This is a genomic window from Phyllobacterium sp. YR620 (assembly GCF_900104165.1).
In the GTDB taxonomy this organism is placed as follows: Bacteria; Pseudomonadota; Alphaproteobacteria; order Rhizobiales; family Rhizobiaceae; genus Phyllobacterium; species Phyllobacterium pellucidum.
In genome coordinates this window covers 32708-49871 of the sequence record NZ_FNJP01000003.1, presented here as the reverse complement: position 1 = coordinate 49871, position 17164 = coordinate 32708, and the positions used below count along the sequence as shown (strand labels likewise).

At 54.7% G+C, this 17164-nt stretch carries 16 protein-coding genes; 8 read left to right on the top strand and 8 right to left on the bottom strand.

Features of this window, described 5'->3' with window-relative positions; genetic code table 11:
* Positions 1 to 695 precede the first annotated feature (695 nt).
* From BLR72_RS11950 to BLR72_RS11940, 3 genes are all read left to right on the top strand, one after another.
* Complete coding sequence (locus BLR72_RS11950) at positions 696 to 1925, top strand: tyrosine-type recombinase/integrase (protein WP_091948817.1); 1230 nt, start codon at positions 696 to 698, stop codon at positions 1923 to 1925.
* 203 nt (positions 1926 to 2128) lie between these two features.
* A complete protein-coding gene (locus BLR72_RS11945; protein WP_091948814.1) occupies positions 2129 to 2365 on the top strand; it encodes a helix-turn-helix domain-containing protein in 237 nt (78 codons plus the stop codon).
* 99 nt (positions 2366 to 2464) lie between these two features.
* Positions 2465 to 5128 (top strand): toprim domain-containing protein, encoded by a 2664-nt coding sequence (locus tag BLR72_RS11940; protein ID WP_091948812.1) that lies wholly within the window; start codon positions 2465 to 2467, stop codon positions 5126 to 5128.
* A 674-nt stretch (positions 5129 to 5802) separates the two neighbouring features.
* On the opposite strand, the gene BLR72_RS11935 is transcribed toward BLR72_RS11940, so the two are convergent.
* Positions 5803 to 6453, bottom strand: coding sequence for a BON domain-containing protein (locus tag BLR72_RS11935; RefSeq protein ID WP_091948810.1), 651 nt, complete (start codon positions 6451 to 6453; stop codon positions 5803 to 5805).
* Between the two features lie 96 nt (positions 6454 to 6549).
* Complete coding sequence (locus tag BLR72_RS11930) at positions 6550 to 7386, bottom strand: universal stress protein (protein WP_091948806.1); 837 nt, start codon at positions 7384 to 7386, stop codon at positions 6550 to 6552.
* A 203-nt stretch (positions 7387 to 7589) separates the two neighbouring features.
* Between BLR72_RS11930 and BLR72_RS11925 the strand changes: the two genes are divergently transcribed.
* A complete protein-coding gene (locus tag BLR72_RS11925; RefSeq protein ID WP_091948803.1) occupies positions 7590 to 9155 on the top strand; it encodes a bifunctional aminoglycoside phosphotransferase/ATP-binding protein in 1566 nt (521 codons plus the stop codon).
* A gap of 3 nt (positions 9156 to 9158) precedes the next feature.
* A complete protein-coding gene (locus BLR72_RS11920; RefSeq protein WP_348271824.1) occupies positions 9159 to 9566 on the top strand; it encodes a c-type cytochrome in 408 nt (135 codons plus the stop codon).
* Between the two features lie 41 nt (positions 9567 to 9607).
* On the opposite strand, the gene BLR72_RS22890 is transcribed toward BLR72_RS11920, so the two are convergent.
* The 5 genes from BLR72_RS22890 to BLR72_RS11900 all read right to left on the bottom strand — a co-directional run bounded on the left by BLR72_RS22890 (position 9608) and on the right by BLR72_RS11900 (position 15194).
* Positions 9608 to 10204, bottom strand: a complete 597-nt coding sequence (locus BLR72_RS22890; protein WP_348271823.1) for a DUF4010 domain-containing protein — start codon at positions 10202 to 10204, stop codon at positions 9608 to 9610.
* Positions 10205 to 10247: 43 nt separating this feature from the next.
* Positions 10248 to 10850: an MgtC/SapB family protein gene (locus tag BLR72_RS22885; RefSeq protein ID WP_348271822.1), complete on the bottom strand. Its 603-nt coding sequence runs from the start codon at positions 10848 to 10850 to the stop codon at positions 10248 to 10250.
* 248 nt (positions 10851 to 11098) lie between these two features.
* Positions 11099 to 12280, bottom strand: coding sequence for an acetate/propionate family kinase (locus BLR72_RS11910; RefSeq protein ID WP_091948801.1), 1182 nt, complete (start codon positions 12278 to 12280; stop codon positions 11099 to 11101).
* Positions 12277 to 14694, bottom strand: a complete 2418-nt coding sequence (locus tag BLR72_RS11905) for a phosphoketolase family protein (protein ID WP_091948799.1) — start codon at positions 14692 to 14694, stop codon at positions 12277 to 12279. The genes BLR72_RS11910 and BLR72_RS11905 overlap by 4 nt, the downstream gene beginning before the upstream one ends.
* Before the next feature lie 83 nt (positions 14695 to 14777).
* On the bottom strand, positions 14778 to 15194 hold the full coding sequence (locus BLR72_RS11900; protein ID WP_091948796.1) for a phasin family protein: 417 nt from the start codon (positions 15192 to 15194) through the stop codon (positions 14778 to 14780).
* Positions 15195 to 15445: 251 nt separating this feature from the next.
* On the opposite strand from BLR72_RS11900, the gene BLR72_RS11895 reads away from it, so the two are divergent.
* The 3 genes from BLR72_RS11895 (at position 15446) to BLR72_RS11885 (ending at position 16640) form a co-directional block, all read left to right on the top strand.
* On the top strand, positions 15446 to 15694 hold the full coding sequence (locus tag BLR72_RS11895) for a hypothetical protein (protein ID WP_091948793.1): 249 nt from the start codon (positions 15446 to 15448) through the stop codon (positions 15692 to 15694).
* Positions 15695 to 15786: 92 nt separating this feature from the next.
* On the top strand, positions 15787 to 16197 hold the full coding sequence (locus BLR72_RS11890) for a YeeE/YedE family protein (protein ID WP_091948790.1): 411 nt from the start codon (positions 15787 to 15789) through the stop codon (positions 16195 to 16197).
* The gene (locus tag BLR72_RS11885) at positions 16194 to 16640 is read left to right on the top strand and encodes a YeeE/YedE family protein (RefSeq protein ID WP_091948787.1); all 447 of its coding nucleotides are present in this window, start codon (positions 16194 to 16196) and stop codon (positions 16638 to 16640) included. Before BLR72_RS11890 ends, BLR72_RS11885 begins: the two co-directional genes overlap by 4 nt.
* A gap of 56 nt (positions 16641 to 16696) precedes the next feature.
* Here the strand turns inward: BLR72_RS11885 and BLR72_RS11880 are convergent, their stop codons facing one another.
* Positions 16697 to 17146, bottom strand: coding sequence for a pyridoxamine 5'-phosphate oxidase family protein (locus tag BLR72_RS11880; RefSeq protein WP_091948784.1), 450 nt, complete (start codon positions 17144 to 17146; stop codon positions 16697 to 16699).
* Between the last annotated feature and the right edge of the window lie 18 nt (positions 17147 to 17164).

The following is a 17164-nucleotide window of genomic DNA, read 5'->3' as shown; positions in this document are numbered from 1 at the left end:
GAACCAAGACCAATCAGAACGTCGCGGCGGATGCTCATAGCATGCCTCTTCCATCTTGATAGTGAGCGTGTGGGCGTTTCAAAACAGGTTACATAGCTGTAACGCCGAAGTTTCGTTCCCTCAACCATGTCGCTGAGTGGCGCGTGTTATCCGTCCGCCACTGCTCAGACAGTGGGAAGATCATCGGGACACAAATGTTCCCTACGTGGATCGCTTTTATAATCAGGCGTCTCGAAATCCCTCCCTACGTTCGAGGCTGGAATTTATCCCGAGCCGCGCTCCTAGAGTTTTAACTTCACTGAAGACCCAGCGTGTTCGTTTTTTCGATTTCGAGCACGACCGATACGCTGAGCATTTTCGAATTGGCAGATATGTAAGTGACGGCGGGGGGATTTTTTGAGATTGCAGGCGCAGTTCACGGTATGTTCCGTGAATACGCGTACAGGCCATTTCACAAGCCACAGCCACCGCTGGAAGCCAGTAAAATTATCTAACAGTTTCAAAACAATGGCGGAGAAGAAGTCCGCCCAAATTTCATATACTGCTCTCAACGCGCCTCGCTTTTTCGTCAAAATTTTGCGAATTTTCAATGAGTTAATCTTTCTGCCTTCGGTTTCTCTCAAATTTCATTCGTATCAATCAATGACATATGGTAGGGCAGAAGCTAGGGCAGATACAGTTCGGCGGAGACTTTTATGGCGCGCGCAATTCACAAGTTGTCAGCACGTGGTTCGGAGGCGTTGACTGCCGTAGGCAGGCATTCGGACGGCGGCGGGCTATATCTCAGCATTTCCGCTAACGGCGGCCGTCGATGGGTCTTTTATTACAAATGGCAGGGTAAACAGCGCGAAATGGGCCTCGGTTCCGCGCGCGAAATTACTTTGAAACGCGCACGCGATCTCGCCGCCGACGCCCGGAAATCGATTTCCCAGGGGATCGACCCGCTAGCAAAAAAAGCTGCAGACGCGAAGGCAGTCGAGCTAGAGGCTAAAGCAAAACCCGTCCCATCATTTGGAGAAGCTGCCGACCGGCTAATCGAAAGTATCGAAGGCGAATTTCGGAATAAGAAACATCGCGATCAATGGAAGATGACGCTTGGCGATACTTATTGTGCATCCATCCGTCACACGCCGACGAACGAACTCACGACTGAAGACATATTGGGCGTGCTTTCCCCGATCTGGCGCCCCAAGCAGGAAACCGCCAGTCGTATTCGCGGTCGCATTGAACGTGTATGGGATGCGGCAAAAGCGCGTGATCCCGATAAATCGCGTTGGACGGTGAACCCTGCGCTCTGGCGCGGAAATCTTGAGCATGTCCTCGGGAAGCGAACCAAATTGCAGCGGGGCCACCATGCTGCGATGCCATGGCGCGAAGTTCCCGCATTTTTCCAAAAGGCGCGCGGATTTGAAAGTTCGTCGCAGCTTGCGCTTGCCTTCCTCATTTCTTGTGCGAGCCGCTCTGGGGAGATCATTGGTGCGATCTGGTCAGAATTTGATTTGGCGAAAAAGATTTGGACCATTCCGGCGGGGCGCATGAAGGCGGGGCGCGAGCATTCGGTCCCGCTTTCAGATACTGCACTTAGCATCCTTGCAGAAATGGCTAAGATTGCACCAGGGGATGCCGATCGACACTCAGCGTTTGTCTTTCCCGGAGCCAAGAAGGGGCGACCGCTTTCCACAATGGCGTTGACGATGAGAATGCGCGCTTTGAACGCGGGACATTTTACTGCACACGGCTTTCGTTCGTCTTTTCGAGACTGGTGTGGTGATGCCACCCATTTCCCTCGCGAGCTTGCCGAACATGCCTTGGCGCACATTATTGGGAATGCTGCGGAGCAAGCCTATCGACGGTCGGACGCACTCGAAAAACGTCGCGAGATGATGAACGCTTGGGCGCAGTTCTTGACCACTGAACCCCACTGACAAACTTTTTTCAACAAGAGGCGCGCATAAGCAGAGCGCCTGCCATGCCGCAGCAACATTTGGCGACAATTGGCAATATTTAGTAATTTCAGCGGTTTAATCCGGTTTATAATTTTTTTAAACTTGCGGAATTGTGCTGTTGCCAAACGTAAAAAGGGTTTGCATTTAGTTGTCGCGATTATTTTTCCCACGGAGATTGCGACATGCAAACGACAGACCAATTTACCAAACTTTTCTACTCGGTAGCCGAAATTGCCATGATCACTGGATCAACCACGGCAATGATTTACAAAATGCGCGAGCGCGGAGAACTGGTGTTCCGAAAGTTCGGCGGCAAGACCGTGATTTTGAAATCCGACTTTGACGCCTATATCGCCAACCTTCAGGTGTGCCCGGCTGAACCGCAAGTGTGCAATCGCCGTGGCAGTCGCGCAGCGTGAATCCGCTCGCACCATTCGAAATCAGGGCAACACCAAAAATATAAAAACCTCCCAAAACCGGCAAGTCAGGGGAGGTTTTATATTAGAAATGCGTGACTTATGGATAGTTTTCCAAGCGACAAAAGTCAAGGTCGTGGGCTAAAATCACCCGACGATATCGTAAACAGCTTTCTCGACGCGATGCGGGCCGCGGGCGTCAATATGGATACCGGAAGTAATAAGGGCGGCCATCCGATCGCCGACGGTAAAGTGCACCGCGCCGATGCCATCGGGCAACGCAACAAGCGGCATATCTGGTATGTACTTCACGCCGACCATCCGGCGTCGGGTGCCTTCGGCGACCTTAAACTAGGCGTTCAAGACACCTGGACGGTTACGAAGGTTCTGAAACAGCTTTCGAAGGAGGAGCGGAAAGTTATCGCGGACCGCATCGAGCGGAACAAGCGGGAACGGGAAGCGGAACAGAAGGCATTGAATGCGGAAGCCGCCGAGGTGTCGGCACGGCTTTACACGGCGGCGAAGAAGCCGGTTCCCGATCACCCCTATATCGCCAAAAAGGGTTTGCCGATCTTCCCCGGCCTCAAACAGTTGTTCGAAGACTTCAAATACAAGGTCGATGGCGAACCAAAAACGGCGCGTGCCGGTAACCTCGTCGTCCCAATTTTTAAGCCGACGGCCGAAAAGCCCGTTCTTGTCGGGGCCCAACTTATCCAGCCCGACGGCGTCAAACGCTTCGTAAAAGGAACCGCGAAAGATGGAAACTATCATTCTATTGGACGCTCCAACGGCGGCAACGTTTTCATCGGCGAGGGCTACGCGACATGCGCCCGCGTCCATGAGGCAACCGGCGATCTCTGCTATGTCGCCTTCGATGCTGGTAACCTAAAATCGGTAGCGATCAATATCAGAAAGAAATTTCCTGATAAGCAACTGATCCTTATTGCCGATAACGATCGGTTCACGACGAAGCCCGTGGATAATCCCGGCCTAACGTTTGCGACGGCCGCCGCCGAGGCCGTCAACGCTATTGTCGCGGTCCCGACGTTCCCCGATAAAGAGGTTGACGCCACTGACTTTGATGACCTCTACCGGATCTCAGGTATCGAAGCGGTGCGGAAGACTATTGCCGACGCCATCGACCCGCCAGTTGTCGATGAGATCAACGCGCCGCCGATTGAAGAATTGCCATTCTCGGATCCCGGTGACGGGCACTATAGCTTCGGACCGCCAGTAGCGGAAAAACCACTGATCCGAGTGGTTAAAGGTAAAATCCATGAAGCCGTGGATGCCGCCATTGAGGTGCTGGCTAGTCCTGCCGTTGAGATCTATGCGCGCGGAAGCTCATTGGTCCGAGTCATCGAATATCTGCCCCCAACGGAAACGTTGGCGTCTCTCAGCAGGTCTGATAGTGACGTTCAGCGGTCTGACGGCGCGACAATTATCCAGCCCGTTGATGCTGATGTATTGATTGATCGGCTTGGTCGTTTCGCGAATTTCACGAAATGGGATGGGCGAACACAAGACGACGTGGCAATAGATTGCCCCCGTGATGTCGCCCAGATGATTATTTCTAGACGCGGCGAGGGATGGGGAGCGATCCCGCACCTTCGGGCTGTAATTCAATGTCCCTGCCTGCGTCCCGACGGGACCGTACTTCTCGACCACGGATATGATAAAGCGAGCGGACTCCTACTGAAATCATCTCGTGCATGGCTTCCCGTCCCTGAAATGCCTACCAAACAGGACGCTCGGAACGCCGTGGAAAAGCTCTCCGAGCCAATAGCCGACTTTCCATTTGTCGCAAACAGTGATCGCTCAGCGGCGCTAGGGCTACTTATAACAGCGGTAATTCGCGCTGCGTTGCCCACGGCTCCAATGTCTGCGGTTCGCGCCCCGTCGGCGGGATCCGGGAAAAGCCTTCTCGTAGATATCGCCGCCGTCCTGGCGACGGGTAAAGCAGCGTCGGTTGTCACGCCAACCCATGACGAAGCAGAACTAGAGAAGCGGATCGGTGCCGCCGCAATCGCGGGTGACGCTATACTGAACATCGACAATCTGACCAGCACGCTTCGAAGCGACCAGTTGTGCCAGATGTTGACACAGCCGTCAGTTCAAGTCCGCGTTTTGGGGAAAAGTGAAAACCTAAAGATCGAATCCACCGCGCTAATTTGCGCTACCGGTAACGGGCTTAGTCTCTATGGCGATTTGAACCGACGAACGGTTATCATCAATCTCGACGCGAACTGCGACCGACCAGACGAACGGGCTTTCGACTTCGACCCGGTGGAAGTCGCGAAACGTGACCGAGCCGAGCTTGTCGCCGCTGCTTTGACAATCGTGCGCGCCTATATCGTTGCTGGCAGGCCCGACACTCCGTCGCCTATGGGCAGTTTCAAGGTTTGGTCTGATCTCGTACGTGGCGCGCTTATTTGGCTTGGTATGGGTGACCCTCGCGGAAACACCGACCAGATGCGCAATGAAGACCCCGAGATTGTGGCGCTTCGCGAAGTGATGGATGCATTGCCCCGCGAGCCATTCACGGTGAAGCAAATTCGCCTCAAGTTTGGGGAGGATCCCGTCCTCCGATCCGCCTTGAGTCCGTACGCCGACAGGGGCGGCGGCTTCAACTCTACGAAATTTACCGGCTTCTTGCGCCGATTTAAGGACCGATGGATCGGTGGAAGAGCAATCGTCCTTATCAAAACGGACGATTCCAACGGCGGAACCTGGGCAATCGAAGCTATCAAACAGGCCTCAAATTAGGGGGATAGGGGTTCTAGGGGATAGTTTTCTTAGTCGTGTGGAAACTGTCAGAATGGGCTTTCAAGAATGCGCCACATGACATTTTCCATGGAGCGGCTGAAATTCCCCTAGAGCCCCCTGTCCCCCTATCGCCAAAAATTCGGGTAACCAAAGGCACCGAACAGGTTTCACCCGTCATGTCAGTTGTTGAAAAAAAAAGGGCAATAGCTGGCCACTTTATGCGGACCTCGGGTCTCCAATTTAAGCGAGGTGGAAAAATTCTTGCTGCAAGCAGAAACAACCTACGCTAAGGCCCAAGCGAAGGCACGGGACGACCAGGACAAACAGGAACGCAAAGCACGTGCCGCTGAGATCGCAGCTGCACTGGCAACAGTAGACCCGTAGGCAAGAAAGCCAGTGAGCGGTATCGTCCGGACATTAGCGAGAAGCGAAAGGTCCGGGCGGATCGGTAATGCTCGCGGGATTGCTTGGCATAGCCACTGTTCTTGCCAATGCGATTTGGCAGCTTCCTGAATATTAGGGCCGACAGCGCTGCCGCTTAGCTCCGACCGTACACCGTTCGGTAGTTGGTTTCCGTCTGATACGATAACCTAGCGTGTATTTGATCGTGGCGGATCCCAGTTATGGAAAACCATTACTAGTGATCATGCTGAAGCATATATTCCAACAAATTATCATACAACGACGATGCGGTCGTCCACCATTTTGACTCCCGGGGCAGACCAGGCGGCCCGCTCGACGGCCTTGCGTTCCGACCATGCCCTCACACTTCCCTCGAGTTTCACCTTCCCAAAGTCGTCAACATCAACAACGATGCTTTTCGCTTCAACCTCCGCCGCCCTTTTCAGCGCATCCTCGATCCGCTTCTTGACATCGTGGGGTGTTGCCCGTGGTTGAACTTCGATGTGGTTGTATACGTCGATTACACCATTTAGACCGCGAACGGCTTCTGCGGCGGCAATCTTCTGATAATTCCACTCCACCTTGCCCGTAAGCGTAACCCACCCATTTTCGACTTTGACTAAAACGGTTCCTTCGGGAATAACTGTGTTCCATTGAATAAGGCTCAGCGCTCTCTTGGCGATTTCATCGTCCGCCGTCCGATGTTGTCCACGCGGGCGAACCTCGATTTCCTGGGCGATTCCGCGAACTCCTTTCACCCTGCAAACCACGTCGGCGATCTTGTGCTTCTCGACATACGTATCGACATGTCCGGAAAGTGTGATCACTCCATTTTCGGCGGTCACACCGATGTGGGTACCGTCGATGCTGGGTTCGAACTCAAGTTCGTCAATGACGTTTTGCCTCAAAGTGAAATCGCTCATGGTTGATGTCCTTCCCTTTTTTGAGGAGTCGCAAAGGCGACTCCTGTCAACGATCAGGTGTTCATGTGCGGCGCCTCGAAATCGATGAGGATCATATCAACGCGCCATGAGAACGGGAAATTTCGGAGCATCGATCATGGATTTTGTCACGCCGCCGAACACGCGTTCACGCAGACGGGAGTGGCCATACCCGCCCATCACAATGAGATCGGCTGCGATGTCGACGGCGTGCTGATTGAGAACATCCGCGACCTGATTGCCACCGCTCGGCAACCTGTCCACGATTACGTTCACCCCGTGGTGCGCCAAATAAGTACCAACATCGGCTCCGGGTTCCGGTCCGTTCATGATCGAGCTGGTGTCCGGATCGACGAGCGTGACGTGAACGTCCTCGGCCTTGATGAGCATATCCAGCGCCTCCCGGGCCGCGCGGGCAGATTCCACGCCCGAATCCCACGCCAGGAGCACATGCTTCGGTGTTAGCGTCAGCGTCGTTCCGGGAGGCGCAATTAGAATGGGCCTTCCGGACTCGAACAACGCGCCTTCCAAAACCTTGGATTTGAGCTCTTCGGACTTCAGGACCTCGGGGCCGATAAAAATCAGATCAGTATAACGGGCATGGCGACCGATCTCACCGGCTGCCCAGACAAACTCGGCATATTCACTGCTGATCGAGGCGGAAATCCCGGCTTCATTCACGAGCGTCTTCATCTTGGCCGTTCTTTTCTCCAGCTGCTGAATGTCTTGTTGTCGCTCTTCGAGCCAGGCATCCGAGATTGTGGATGCGTAGTCACCGATGGGAGGTGGCGAAGCGAGTGAGATGACAAGTACAGAAAGGTGCGCATTGTTTTCTGCACACAGATCAATGGCTGATTTGAGATCATTGTCACCCACCTTCATTCCGACAACGCACATGATCGTTTTGAAGGACATCAGCTTTCTCCTGGATGCTGCTCTGCGCGAGAGCGAAGTTTCGGGACATTTCAATGGATAGACTATCCAATTTACACACGAATGCCTTGATCCAGATCAACTCACGCTAGTGTCGGCGTGATAGGGTTGCGCACAATTCTGGACATTGAATGCGTTAGCTTGATGCGCTCGTGCACAAGTGCAATTGCTGGAAAGCCAACAAAATGTGCCATGATCAAAGCGAGACAATTGAGTTTTTGCGACGTGCCGAAAGTTACGGCGTGGACGGCACGGTCGAGGTGATGGAAACGCACATATCTCTTGTCTTCCTCGTCGCGGACAGAGCATTCAAACTTAAGCGTGCCGTCAAATTTCCCTACGCCGATTTCTCCACGCCGGCATTGCGGCTCACCTATTGTCTGAAAGAGGTCGAGCTTAACAGCAAGACAGCACCCGAACTCTATCTCGGCGTTAGTCGAATTACCCGTGGTGCTAATGGAAAGCTGTGTTTTGATGCCACGAATGAAACGATCGATGCTGTCGTTGAAATGCAGCGGTTCTCTCAAGAACATCTGTTCGACAAAATGGCTGAAGCGGGTCAGCTTACGCCGACGCTGATGGACACGACCGCTCGAGAGATCGCGAAATTCCATCAGGCGATTGATCCTGTCCACGCCAACAGCGGTTCGTCCAATATCGAGGCCGTGCTTGACATCAACGAGCGTGGTTTTGCAACCAGTCACGTGTTTTCCCAGCCCGAAGTCGAGGCATTCAGCGATGCGTTCCGGACAGCACTGGACGCGCATCGCAGACAGCTGGACCGCCGTGAAACTGCGGGGATGATCCGGCGCTGCCACGGCGATCTTCATCTGCGCAATATCTATCTTACCGAGAATGGACCTAGGCTTTTCGATTGCATCGAATTCAACGACCAGCTTGCGACTGTCGACGTGCTCTATGACCTGGCATTCCTGTTGATGGACCTTTGGCATCGCGACCTGCGCGACAACGCCAATCTGGTCATGAACCGATATCTGTACTTAACAGGTGACGCCGAGGGCATTGCAGTTCTTCCTTTTTTCATGGCGTTGCGTGCCGCTGTTCGCGCCCACGTCACCGCGAGCCAGGTGGAATTGGACGCAAATAAGTCCACCAGCCTCCGTCAAGAGGCACTGGCGTATTTCAACCTCGCGGTTCATTTGCTTGGGCCGCCGTCACCCATCCTGATCGCCATCGGCGGATTGAGCGGATCGGGCAAATCTACGATCGCAGAGGCGCTGGCCGCACATGTCGGATGCGCACCGGGCGCGCGAATTTTTGAAACCGACCGCATCCGCAAGGCTAAGTTCGGTGTTAGAGCAACTGAAAAACTTCCAACTGAGGCTTATCGACCGGAAATTTCTCACGTCGTTTACAATACCCTATGCGATAAGGCAGCAGCCGCACTGACTTGCCGGGGGTCTGTCATTGTCGATGCTGTTTTTGACAGGCCCCGCAGTCGCGTTTTGATCGAACGCGTCGGGAAGGCCCTTGGAGTCCCGTTCGTGGGGATCTGGCTCAATGCGGATCATTCGACACTGGCGTCACGAATAGAGACGCGAAGCAACAGCGCGTCAGATGCAACTGTTGAAGTGCTGGACATGCAGGAGGCCAGGGATATCGGTACTGTCCGTTGGCGGCACATTGACGCTGGCCAATCGGTTGATACCATTGTCCAGCTGGTCCTCGATGAGATTGCGACCGCATGTAATCATGTTTCTTTGCCTGCACGAACATGCGTGGGGTGTTAGGCCATGCCGACGATCAAACGGCTGCTCCTTACTCGGCATGGTGGGAGGCGGATTTGGCCAAAATTTCCCCGAAATAGCAATTGTACTGTACGGATCATCTCCTTCGTTGTTTTCCTGGTGTTGGGCTTAATGCCAGCAAGCGCGACAAACGAACGGTCCTCAGTGGGAAGCGGCAAGTCCTTCGTGGAGAAAAACTGTTCCGGCTGTCATGCAGTCGGACGGAGTGGCAAAAGCAGGCATCCCGACGCTCCCGTATTCCGTACCCTTTCAAAGCGCTATCCGCTGATAAATCTTGAGGAGTCATTGGCCGAAGGTATATCCACTGGCCATCCTGATATGCCGGAATTTCAGGTTAGGCCGAACGAAGTCTCAAGGATCATTAGATACCTCGATACGATCCAGGAAAAATGAACCAGAGGCGAACCCAAAGGCGTTCATGACTACCCGGGTCGTCAATAATAGATCAATAACGATGCCGCGCTGAGGCCAAGTGCCAGCAAGGTGATCCCTATCAGAGGAAATGCATATTTCAGACCACCAGTAACTGCCGCCAGGATCACACGCGCACCGCCGTTGGTGGCCAGCGCAATCAAAATAGCATTGCGAATTGCCACTTGATTGTTCGGATCTATACTTAGTCGCAGCACGCTCAAAACCGCAATGTCCACATCTGCAATACCTGCCAGGGCCGACGTTAACAGAATGCTCCCAATACCGAAGCGCTGCACGAGCGCTGCGCTCAGAGTCGAGATCAGCGCGAAAACTGCCGCAAAAATCAAAAGTGATACAAGGTCAAAGGGATTTCGAGGTTGATGCTCTGAGACAGTAGGTTGCGCGCGAAACGATAAGACCCCACCACTTATACCAAAAACGATGGCAGCCACGAACAATGGTACAAGGATCATGGTGATGAGTTCAGGCTTGATCACTATTGTCAGCAGGCCAACGCGAACGATCGAAATCATACCAGCAAAACTCGCACCGCCCGCCAGCAGGGAAACGGGTTCTCCGGCTCCAACCCGCCGTCCGAGGGCAGCGGTGACCGCCATTGATGAGACAACCGCGCCAAGCAAACTCGCCAGAATAATCCCTTTAGGACCAAAGATCCCGGACCGCGATGTAGCCGGCGTAGGAAATCGCCCCGCTCAGCACGGTCAAGAGCCATATCTCGAATGGGTTGAACCCTCCCCACGGATCGATGGGATGGTTAGGGAGCAGCGGTAGTCCAATTGCAGTCATGGCTGCAAGCGTCAGCGTTGACCTGACCTCGTTCCCCGACAATCGCTTAAGTAGTCCATGCAGGACTTCCCGGCTTGCCAGGATACATGCAATGGCTGCTCCTCCAGCAGCTGCTGCCCGAAAATCGCCGGCGACCGCCAGTCCTCCCAATGCGAAAACAGACATCGCCGCGACGGTACTGGTCACCGAAAAAATCTTATCCCTCTCGGTTTCCCGATAAGCGAACAAAGCAAAGGTTGCAGAAAAGACGATGAGGCCTACGAAATAGATCGAAGCTGCATCAAAGCTGCGAGCCAACGCGGCCAATAAACCTCCGAGCAGACCTGCAATGCCAAACGTTCGAATTCCAGCGGTTCGGCTGCCGCCCGGAGCGTCCCTCTCCCGCCAGCCCCTTTCGAGGCCAACCAGTATTCCGATCGCAAGTGCCAAACCCAATCGAAGGATGAGTTCATCCATCGCTCGCCCCTGCTGCATAAACACGGATAAACAATTGAGCCGTTTGGGTGCAAGCGCCCATCCTGCAAACACTACCACGACGACGCCAGAGATAATGGCACTTCATATTGCCACCGGCAAATCGAAGCACCCCAGGCGAAGATTCCGCCGGGCGTCGGCCATTCCGCGCGATGCCAAGGGTGGTCTCTGCCATCACAGAGCTACCGCAATTCGAAATGATAAAGAAGCAGCGAGCCTAAACTCTCTCATCAGATCGCGCGGGACTTCGCTTGGTTAAATTGCTCCGCCACGGCTCTCTCCTCATCCGTTGGGATGATGAGAACGTCAACTTCGGATTGGGAACTGCTAATATTTTCGTCACCGCGCCAATTTCGATCCGTATCGATCTTAACGCCCAGCCATTGCACGGCCGCTCCGATTTTCTCGCGGATAAACGGAGAGTGCTCTCCAATGCCGGCACAGAACACCAGGGTATCCAGTCCTTGCAAGGTGGAAGCCATGGCTCCGAGCTCGCGAGCGGCACGATACACGAACAGGTCTACGGCCTCCTGTGCGGATGCATCGCCAGACTCGATAAGTGCCTGCATGTCTCCAGAAATACCCGAAACACCGAGCATGCCTGACTCGCTTTCGAGCAAGCGCGAGACGTGTTCAATCTTCATTCCACGATCTTGAATCAGATGGATGATGATGCCGGGATCGATGGAACCGCAGCGTGTGCTCATCACCAGGCCATCGAGGGGCGAAAAGCCCATCGTCGTCGCCACACTGACTCCTTCATTCATGGCGCAGAGACTGGCCCCACTGCCAAGATGTGCCACGATGGCCCGGCCACCGGCCTTCTTGCCGAATCTGGATTTCAGCTGCGATGCGATGTAGGCGTAGGAAATTCCGTGAAACCCATATGACATGATCCCCGACCGAGTCAGCGCAAGGGGCAGACCATAAAGTTTCGCCAGATGCGGCCGGCTATGATGGAAGGCCGTGTCGAAGCAACCAAACTGCGTTGCGGACGGCAATGCGGCGCGCGCGGCGTCGATGATTTCGATGTTGCGGGGCTGGTGCATCGGTGCAAAGGGAACAAGGGCCCGCAGTTGCTTCATCGTCGACTCATCAAGCAAGGCAGGTCCCTTGAATTGTTGGCCTCCGTGGACGATGCGGTGTCCAACGCCAGTCACGCCACGAAGGAGAGCTCGCTCGGCAAGGTCCGCCATGACCAGCTCCATCGCAGCTTTGATATTTATTGCATCCCTGTTCAAAGCGGTCTTGACTGTACGGCCACCCTCGCCTTCCCAGACTGCCATCCGCGGCCTCGTGTCTAACGAGGAAATGTTGCCGCGCAAGAGTGGTTGCAACGCGTCCAATTGTTCGAAGACCGCGAACTTCAGGCTGGAAGATCCCGCATTCAGAACGAGGATCGTGTCGGTCATTTATGCATTTGCCCTTTGTCGCGATCAGCCGATGCGTCCCATTTCCAGTTCAAGATTTCCGGCATGTCCTGACCATACGTTCGAATATATTCAGTGTGCTCAAGCAACTTGGCTTGCATTCGCTGCCTGAGTGGAGTTGTCGCTGGATCAGTACCCGGAATCCTGTCGAGCACACTAATAACGAGGCTGAACCTGTCGAGACCATTAAGCACAGTCATATCGAAGGGAGTGGTCGTCGTGCCCTCTTCGTTGTAACCGCGGACGTGAAAGTTATCGTGATTAGCCCTGCGGTAGGTCAGGCGGTGAATCGTCCATGGATAGCCGTGATAGGAGAAGATGACAGGCCTGTCCTTTGTGAACATTGCATCGAATTCCTCGTCGGCGAGCCCATGCGGATGACGTTCCTTTGGCTGCAGCGCCATGAGGTCGACAACATTGACCACCCGGACGCGAAGGTCCGGCATGAACTCCCGCAAGATGCTGACGGCCGCAAGCGTTTCGAGCGTCGGCACGTCACCCGCGCACGCCATCACCACGTCAGGCTCAAGCCCGCCCTCGTTCGAAGCCCAATGCCATCTCCCCAGGCCTGCCTTGCAGTGGACGCGAGCCTCCTTCAGCGACAGCCACTGCCACATAGGCGGTTTCCCCGCGACGATGATGTTGATCCTGTCCCACGTGCGTAACACGTGATCGGTTATGCAAAGCAGGGTGTTGGCGTCGGGCGGAAGATAAACCCGCACAACATCGGCTTTCTTGTTGAGCGCGACGTCGATGAAACCCGGATCCTGATGACTGAAGCCGTTGTGCTCCTGGTGCCAGACATGGCTGGTGAGCAGGTAGTTGAGAGAAGAAATGGGGCTACGCCAGGGAATATCCCGGGCCGCGTCCAACCATTTCGCATGCTGGTTGAACATGGAGTCGACGATGTGGATAAACGCCTCGTAACACGAAAAGAATCCGTGCCTGCCGGTAAGAAGATACCCCTCGAGCCACCCCTGACAGGTGTGCTCGGACAGAATTTCCATCACCCTTCCGTTTGGACCAAGGTTGGCGTCCTCCCGCAATACCGTAGCCATCCAGGTGCGGTCTGTAACTTCGAACACGTTCTGAAGGCGGTTCGACGCGGTTTCGTCGGGCCCCACAATCCGGAAGTTTCTTGATGTGACGTTCGCCTGCATCACGTCACGCAAGAATGCGCCCATCACTTTGGTGCCCTCCGCCTTCACAGCGCCTGGCTCCGACAAGGACACCGCATGGGTTTCGAGATCCGGCATTTCGAGCGACTTAAGCAGCACGCCGCCGTTGGCATGTGGGTTGCAACCCATGCGCCGGCGGCCTTCAGGGGTGGCTTCGACGATCGCCGCGATGGGAGATCCTCTAGCGTCGAAGAGTTCTTCTGGCCGATAGCTCAGCAACCATTCCTCAAGAAGTTTCAGATGTTCCGGGTTATCGGCAAGCCCGGAAAGCGGAACCTGATGCGAACGCCAGAATCCCTCGGTCTTCAAACCGTCGACCTCCTTCGGACCCGTCCACCCCTTCGGGCTGCGCAGAATAATCATCGGCCAAACCGGGCGGCTTGCGTGTGCATCGTAGTCCTGGCGTGAGGTGGCCTGGATAGATCGGATTCTCTCCATCGCCTCGTCCAGTGCAGCCGCCATCAGTTCATGCATCTGCGCCGGGTCTTCTCCCTCCACGAAAAGCGGATGGTAGCCATAACCGACGAAGATGGAGTGCAGCTCTTCGTGCGGAATTCGCGCCAGTATCGTTGGATTGGCGATCTTGTATCCGTTGAGATGCAGAATGGGCAGAACGGCGCCGTCGCGCTGCGGGTTCAAGAACTTGTTGGAATGCCAGGCCGCGGCGAGCGGTCCGGTCTCGGCCTCCCCATCACCTACGACACACGCGACGATGAGATCGGGGTTGTCGAAAGCGGCGCCGAAGGCATGAGACAATGAATACCCTAGCTCGCCGCCCTCGTTGATGGACCCAGGAACGTCGGGGGCGGCGTGGCTCGGGATTCCCCCGGGAAATGAAAACTGCCGGAAAAGCTTGTGCATGCCTTTTTCGTTGCGGGTAACGTCCGGGTAGCGGGAGGTGTAGCTGCCTTCAAGATAAGCGTTTGCAACCATTGCGGGGCCACCGTGTCCCGGCCCGCATATGTAAATTATGTTCGCGTCCTGCTGCCGGATGATCCGGTTCAGGTGAGCGTAGACGAAGCTCAAGCCCGGGGAGGTTCCCCAATGGCCAAGCAGCCGTGGCTTCACATGCTCAAGCTTCAGCGGCTTTCTAAGCAGCGGATTGTCAAGAAGGTAGATCTGCCCAACCGTCAGATAGTTGGCCGCCCGCCAGTACAAATCGATCTGTTCCATTTCGCGGCGGGACAGCTGCTTCGGAACTACGACATTGTCGGACATTTCGACCTCCTGTGCGATGCGAAGGGTTCATTCAACAGTCCTGATTGGAGGTGCGGTGTCCCCAAAGGCTGATTGCACACGGCTCAAGGTCCGATCGTCCGAGCGGCCACATCCTCGAAAATCCTGTCGACTTCGCCGTTCGCAAATTTGGCCGAATCGGAAACAATCCGGGACCCCGTGGACATTAGTTTGCGCGTTTCGGCTGCGTATTCGGAGACAGCGTCGCGGCAAAATTCACCGTACACCCCAAATGTGTTCTGATATTTCTCGGAAGTGATCAGATCGTCGATCAACTTCAAGTCCTGCTCGCAACGACGTTTGACGAACGCAAGAGATTCGATCTGTACGCGGATCAAGGCTTTGAAAGCGTGAGCCTGCAAATGTACGGCTGCCACCGCGAATGCCCGGTTGGTGTGGGCAAAGGGAACCGAGTTGAAGACGGATGCGGATGACTGGGATTGATACGACATATCTGATCCTTCGATCGAGCCTGAAGCCAAATGCGATCAGGTTTCCAAGGGTCTCATGCTATCACCGGGCTTTCATTGACATAGGTCAAACTTGACGCACCACGCACAGATCGAACCGTGACGGCTACATCAGGCCAGCCCATTACGGACTTAGTTCGGACTATGAGCTGCGGCTTCATTGATCGAAATCAAAGTGCAAACTCGCCGACCGCGCTAGCCTATCACGAAGATTTTCTGCTTGCTGCGTCAACACGAGAAGCCGCGAAAGCGAAGCCTCCGGGATGAAAGGCCTTGTGATGATCGCGAGACCACGCCGCGCATTGAACGACCCCAAGCGTGCCGAAGATTGCGAACTGGCAATTCAATTGCGTCTGATGGAACTGCTCAGTGACGCTTTCGACGCAGGATGGGGAAAACTGGAAGTGCTTGCCGCGATGAACAGAATTGCTGACCAGGCGGCTCTGAAGCTTGATGCCAGAGTTCAGGTCGACGTCGCGAGCTACTTGAAAAAGTTCATTAGGAAGAGTTGATAGTGTTCGCGCGGGTGCCGCCAAACCGTCGCCATGCATAGCAACGCGGCACTACCGGAACCCAGGGCCTCCGCCAAGGATCGAGAATCGAAATGGACATTTATTGGCATGCCTTGATCGGTGGTTTGTTGATCGGGTTGTCCGCGACAATGTTCCTCCTGTTCAACGGCCGTGTTGCCGGCATCAGCGGAATTGTCGGGCGGTTGGCGCTCGGCTTCAACACAGGTCTAAACGCGGCCTTTGTCGTGGGACTGATGGTGGGCCCTGTCCTGTTCCATGGTTTGTTCGGCCGCTGGCCCGTCGTGACGATCACGTCATCGTGGCCGCTGATCATTTGCGCGGGATTTCTGGTTGGGTTCGGGACACGGATGGGATCGGGCTGCACCAGCGGCCACGGTGTTTTGGGCCTAGCCCGATTTTCACGCCGCTCGATCGCGGCGGTTGTCACTTTCCTGGCAACGGGCATTGTTGCGGTAACGATCCTGAGGATTGCCGGGCTATGAAACATTCATACCCACAACTAGCTGTAGCCTTGGTCTCGGGATCGGTCTTCGGCTTTGGACTGTCCTTGTCCGGAATGCTGAATCCGCAACGTGTGCAAGGTTTTCTTGATGTTTTTGGCGCATGGGACCCAAGCCTCGCTTTCGTCCTTGGGGGTGCGGTCGCCGTGACGGCACTCGGAGTCCAGATTAAGCGGATATCCAGCCACCCCGTCTTCGAACCGAGTTACCATATACCGACGAAGACGAGGATCGATGCGCCGCTCATCCTTGGGTCGGCCATCTTCGGGGTTGGTTGGGGACTTGGAGGATTATGCCCGGGTCCAGCCGTGGCGTTGTTATCTGTAGGATTGGCGAAACCAACGGTCTTCGTCGTCTGCATGCTTGTCGGCATGCAGGTCCACGACCGTTTTATGACATCGCAGGCAGGCACAAAAGCCAATTGACCTTCAACGGTTTCAATTGATAGGGACGCCGCCATTTGGCTGTCTTGATAATGCGGCTATGATTTAACAGCCTTGTGACCTGTCTTTTCAGTAATCAGGATACGGAAATAGACCGGCTGCAGCCCCCGCACATGATCTCTGATTACCGTTTTCACATAGGCCGGTTCCCACCATTCTGCTCTTTTGCTAAGCAGCGCATGAGCTTGATTCCGGGCATCAATGGTGTCGGGGTCACTACCCAATTCTTCGTAGTGCCCCATAATGATCACGCTCTGCCAATCGTTCGTTGCCGAGACCTTGTCAAATTCGACGCAAACCTTTGGATTGCTCCGCATCCATTCAACCTTGCGCCCGAATGTCGTGAACGCGTAAAGCGCGCCAAAATGATGGGCAAAATTCAGCGGAACGATGTAGGGCTGGCCATCATGCACACAGGCGAGCCGTCCAATAAAGGCATTCTCAACAACGTGCATGATCTCAAATTCATTCATCTCAGTAATATGCATCGTGATTTCCTCCTAAGT

Coding starts and splice junctions, on each gene's coding strand:
- BLR72_RS11950 (WP_091948817.1), top strand. CDS start 696: ATGGCGCGCGCAATTCACAAGTTGTCAGCACGTGGTTCGGAGGCGTTG.
- BLR72_RS11945 (WP_091948814.1), top strand. CDS start 2,129: ATGCAAACGACAGACCAATTTACCAAACTTTTCTACTCGGTAGCCGAA.
- BLR72_RS11940 (WP_091948812.1), top strand. CDS start 2,465: ATGGATAGTTTTCCAAGCGACAAAAGTCAAGGTCGTGGGCTAAAATCA.
- BLR72_RS11935 (WP_091948810.1), bottom strand. CDS start 6,453: ATGAGCGATTTCACTTTGAGGCAAAACGTCATTGACGAACTTGAGTTC.
- BLR72_RS11930 (WP_091948806.1), bottom strand. CDS start 7,386: ATGTCCTTCAAAACGATCATGTGCGTTGTCGGAATGAAGGTGGGTGAC.
- BLR72_RS11925 (WP_091948803.1), top strand. CDS start 7,590: ATGTGCCATGATCAAAGCGAGACAATTGAGTTTTTGCGACGTGCCGAA.
- BLR72_RS11920 (WP_348271824.1), top strand. CDS start 9,159: ATGCCGACGATCAAACGGCTGCTCCTTACTCGGCATGGTGGGAGGCGG.
- BLR72_RS22890 (WP_348271823.1), bottom strand. CDS start 10,204: ATGGCGGTCACCGCTGCCCTCGGACGGCGGGTTGGAGCCGGAGAACCC.
- BLR72_RS22885 (WP_348271822.1), bottom strand. CDS start 10,850: ATGGATGAACTCATCCTTCGATTGGGTTTGGCACTTGCGATCGGAATA.
- BLR72_RS11910 (WP_091948801.1), bottom strand. CDS start 12,280: ATGACCGACACGATCCTCGTTCTGAATGCGGGATCTTCCAGCCTGAAG.
- BLR72_RS11905 (WP_091948799.1), bottom strand. CDS start 14,694: ATGTCCGACAATGTCGTAGTTCCGAAGCAGCTGTCCCGCCGCGAAATG.
- BLR72_RS11895 (WP_091948793.1), top strand. CDS start 15,446: ATGAAAGGCCTTGTGATGATCGCGAGACCACGCCGCGCATTGAACGAC.
- BLR72_RS11890 (WP_091948790.1), top strand. CDS start 15,787: ATGGACATTTATTGGCATGCCTTGATCGGTGGTTTGTTGATCGGGTTG.
- BLR72_RS11885 (WP_091948787.1), top strand. CDS start 16,194: ATGAAACATTCATACCCACAACTAGCTGTAGCCTTGGTCTCGGGATCG.
- BLR72_RS11880 (WP_091948784.1), bottom strand. CDS start 17,146: ATGCATATTACTGAGATGAATGAATTTGAGATCATGCACGTTGTTGAG.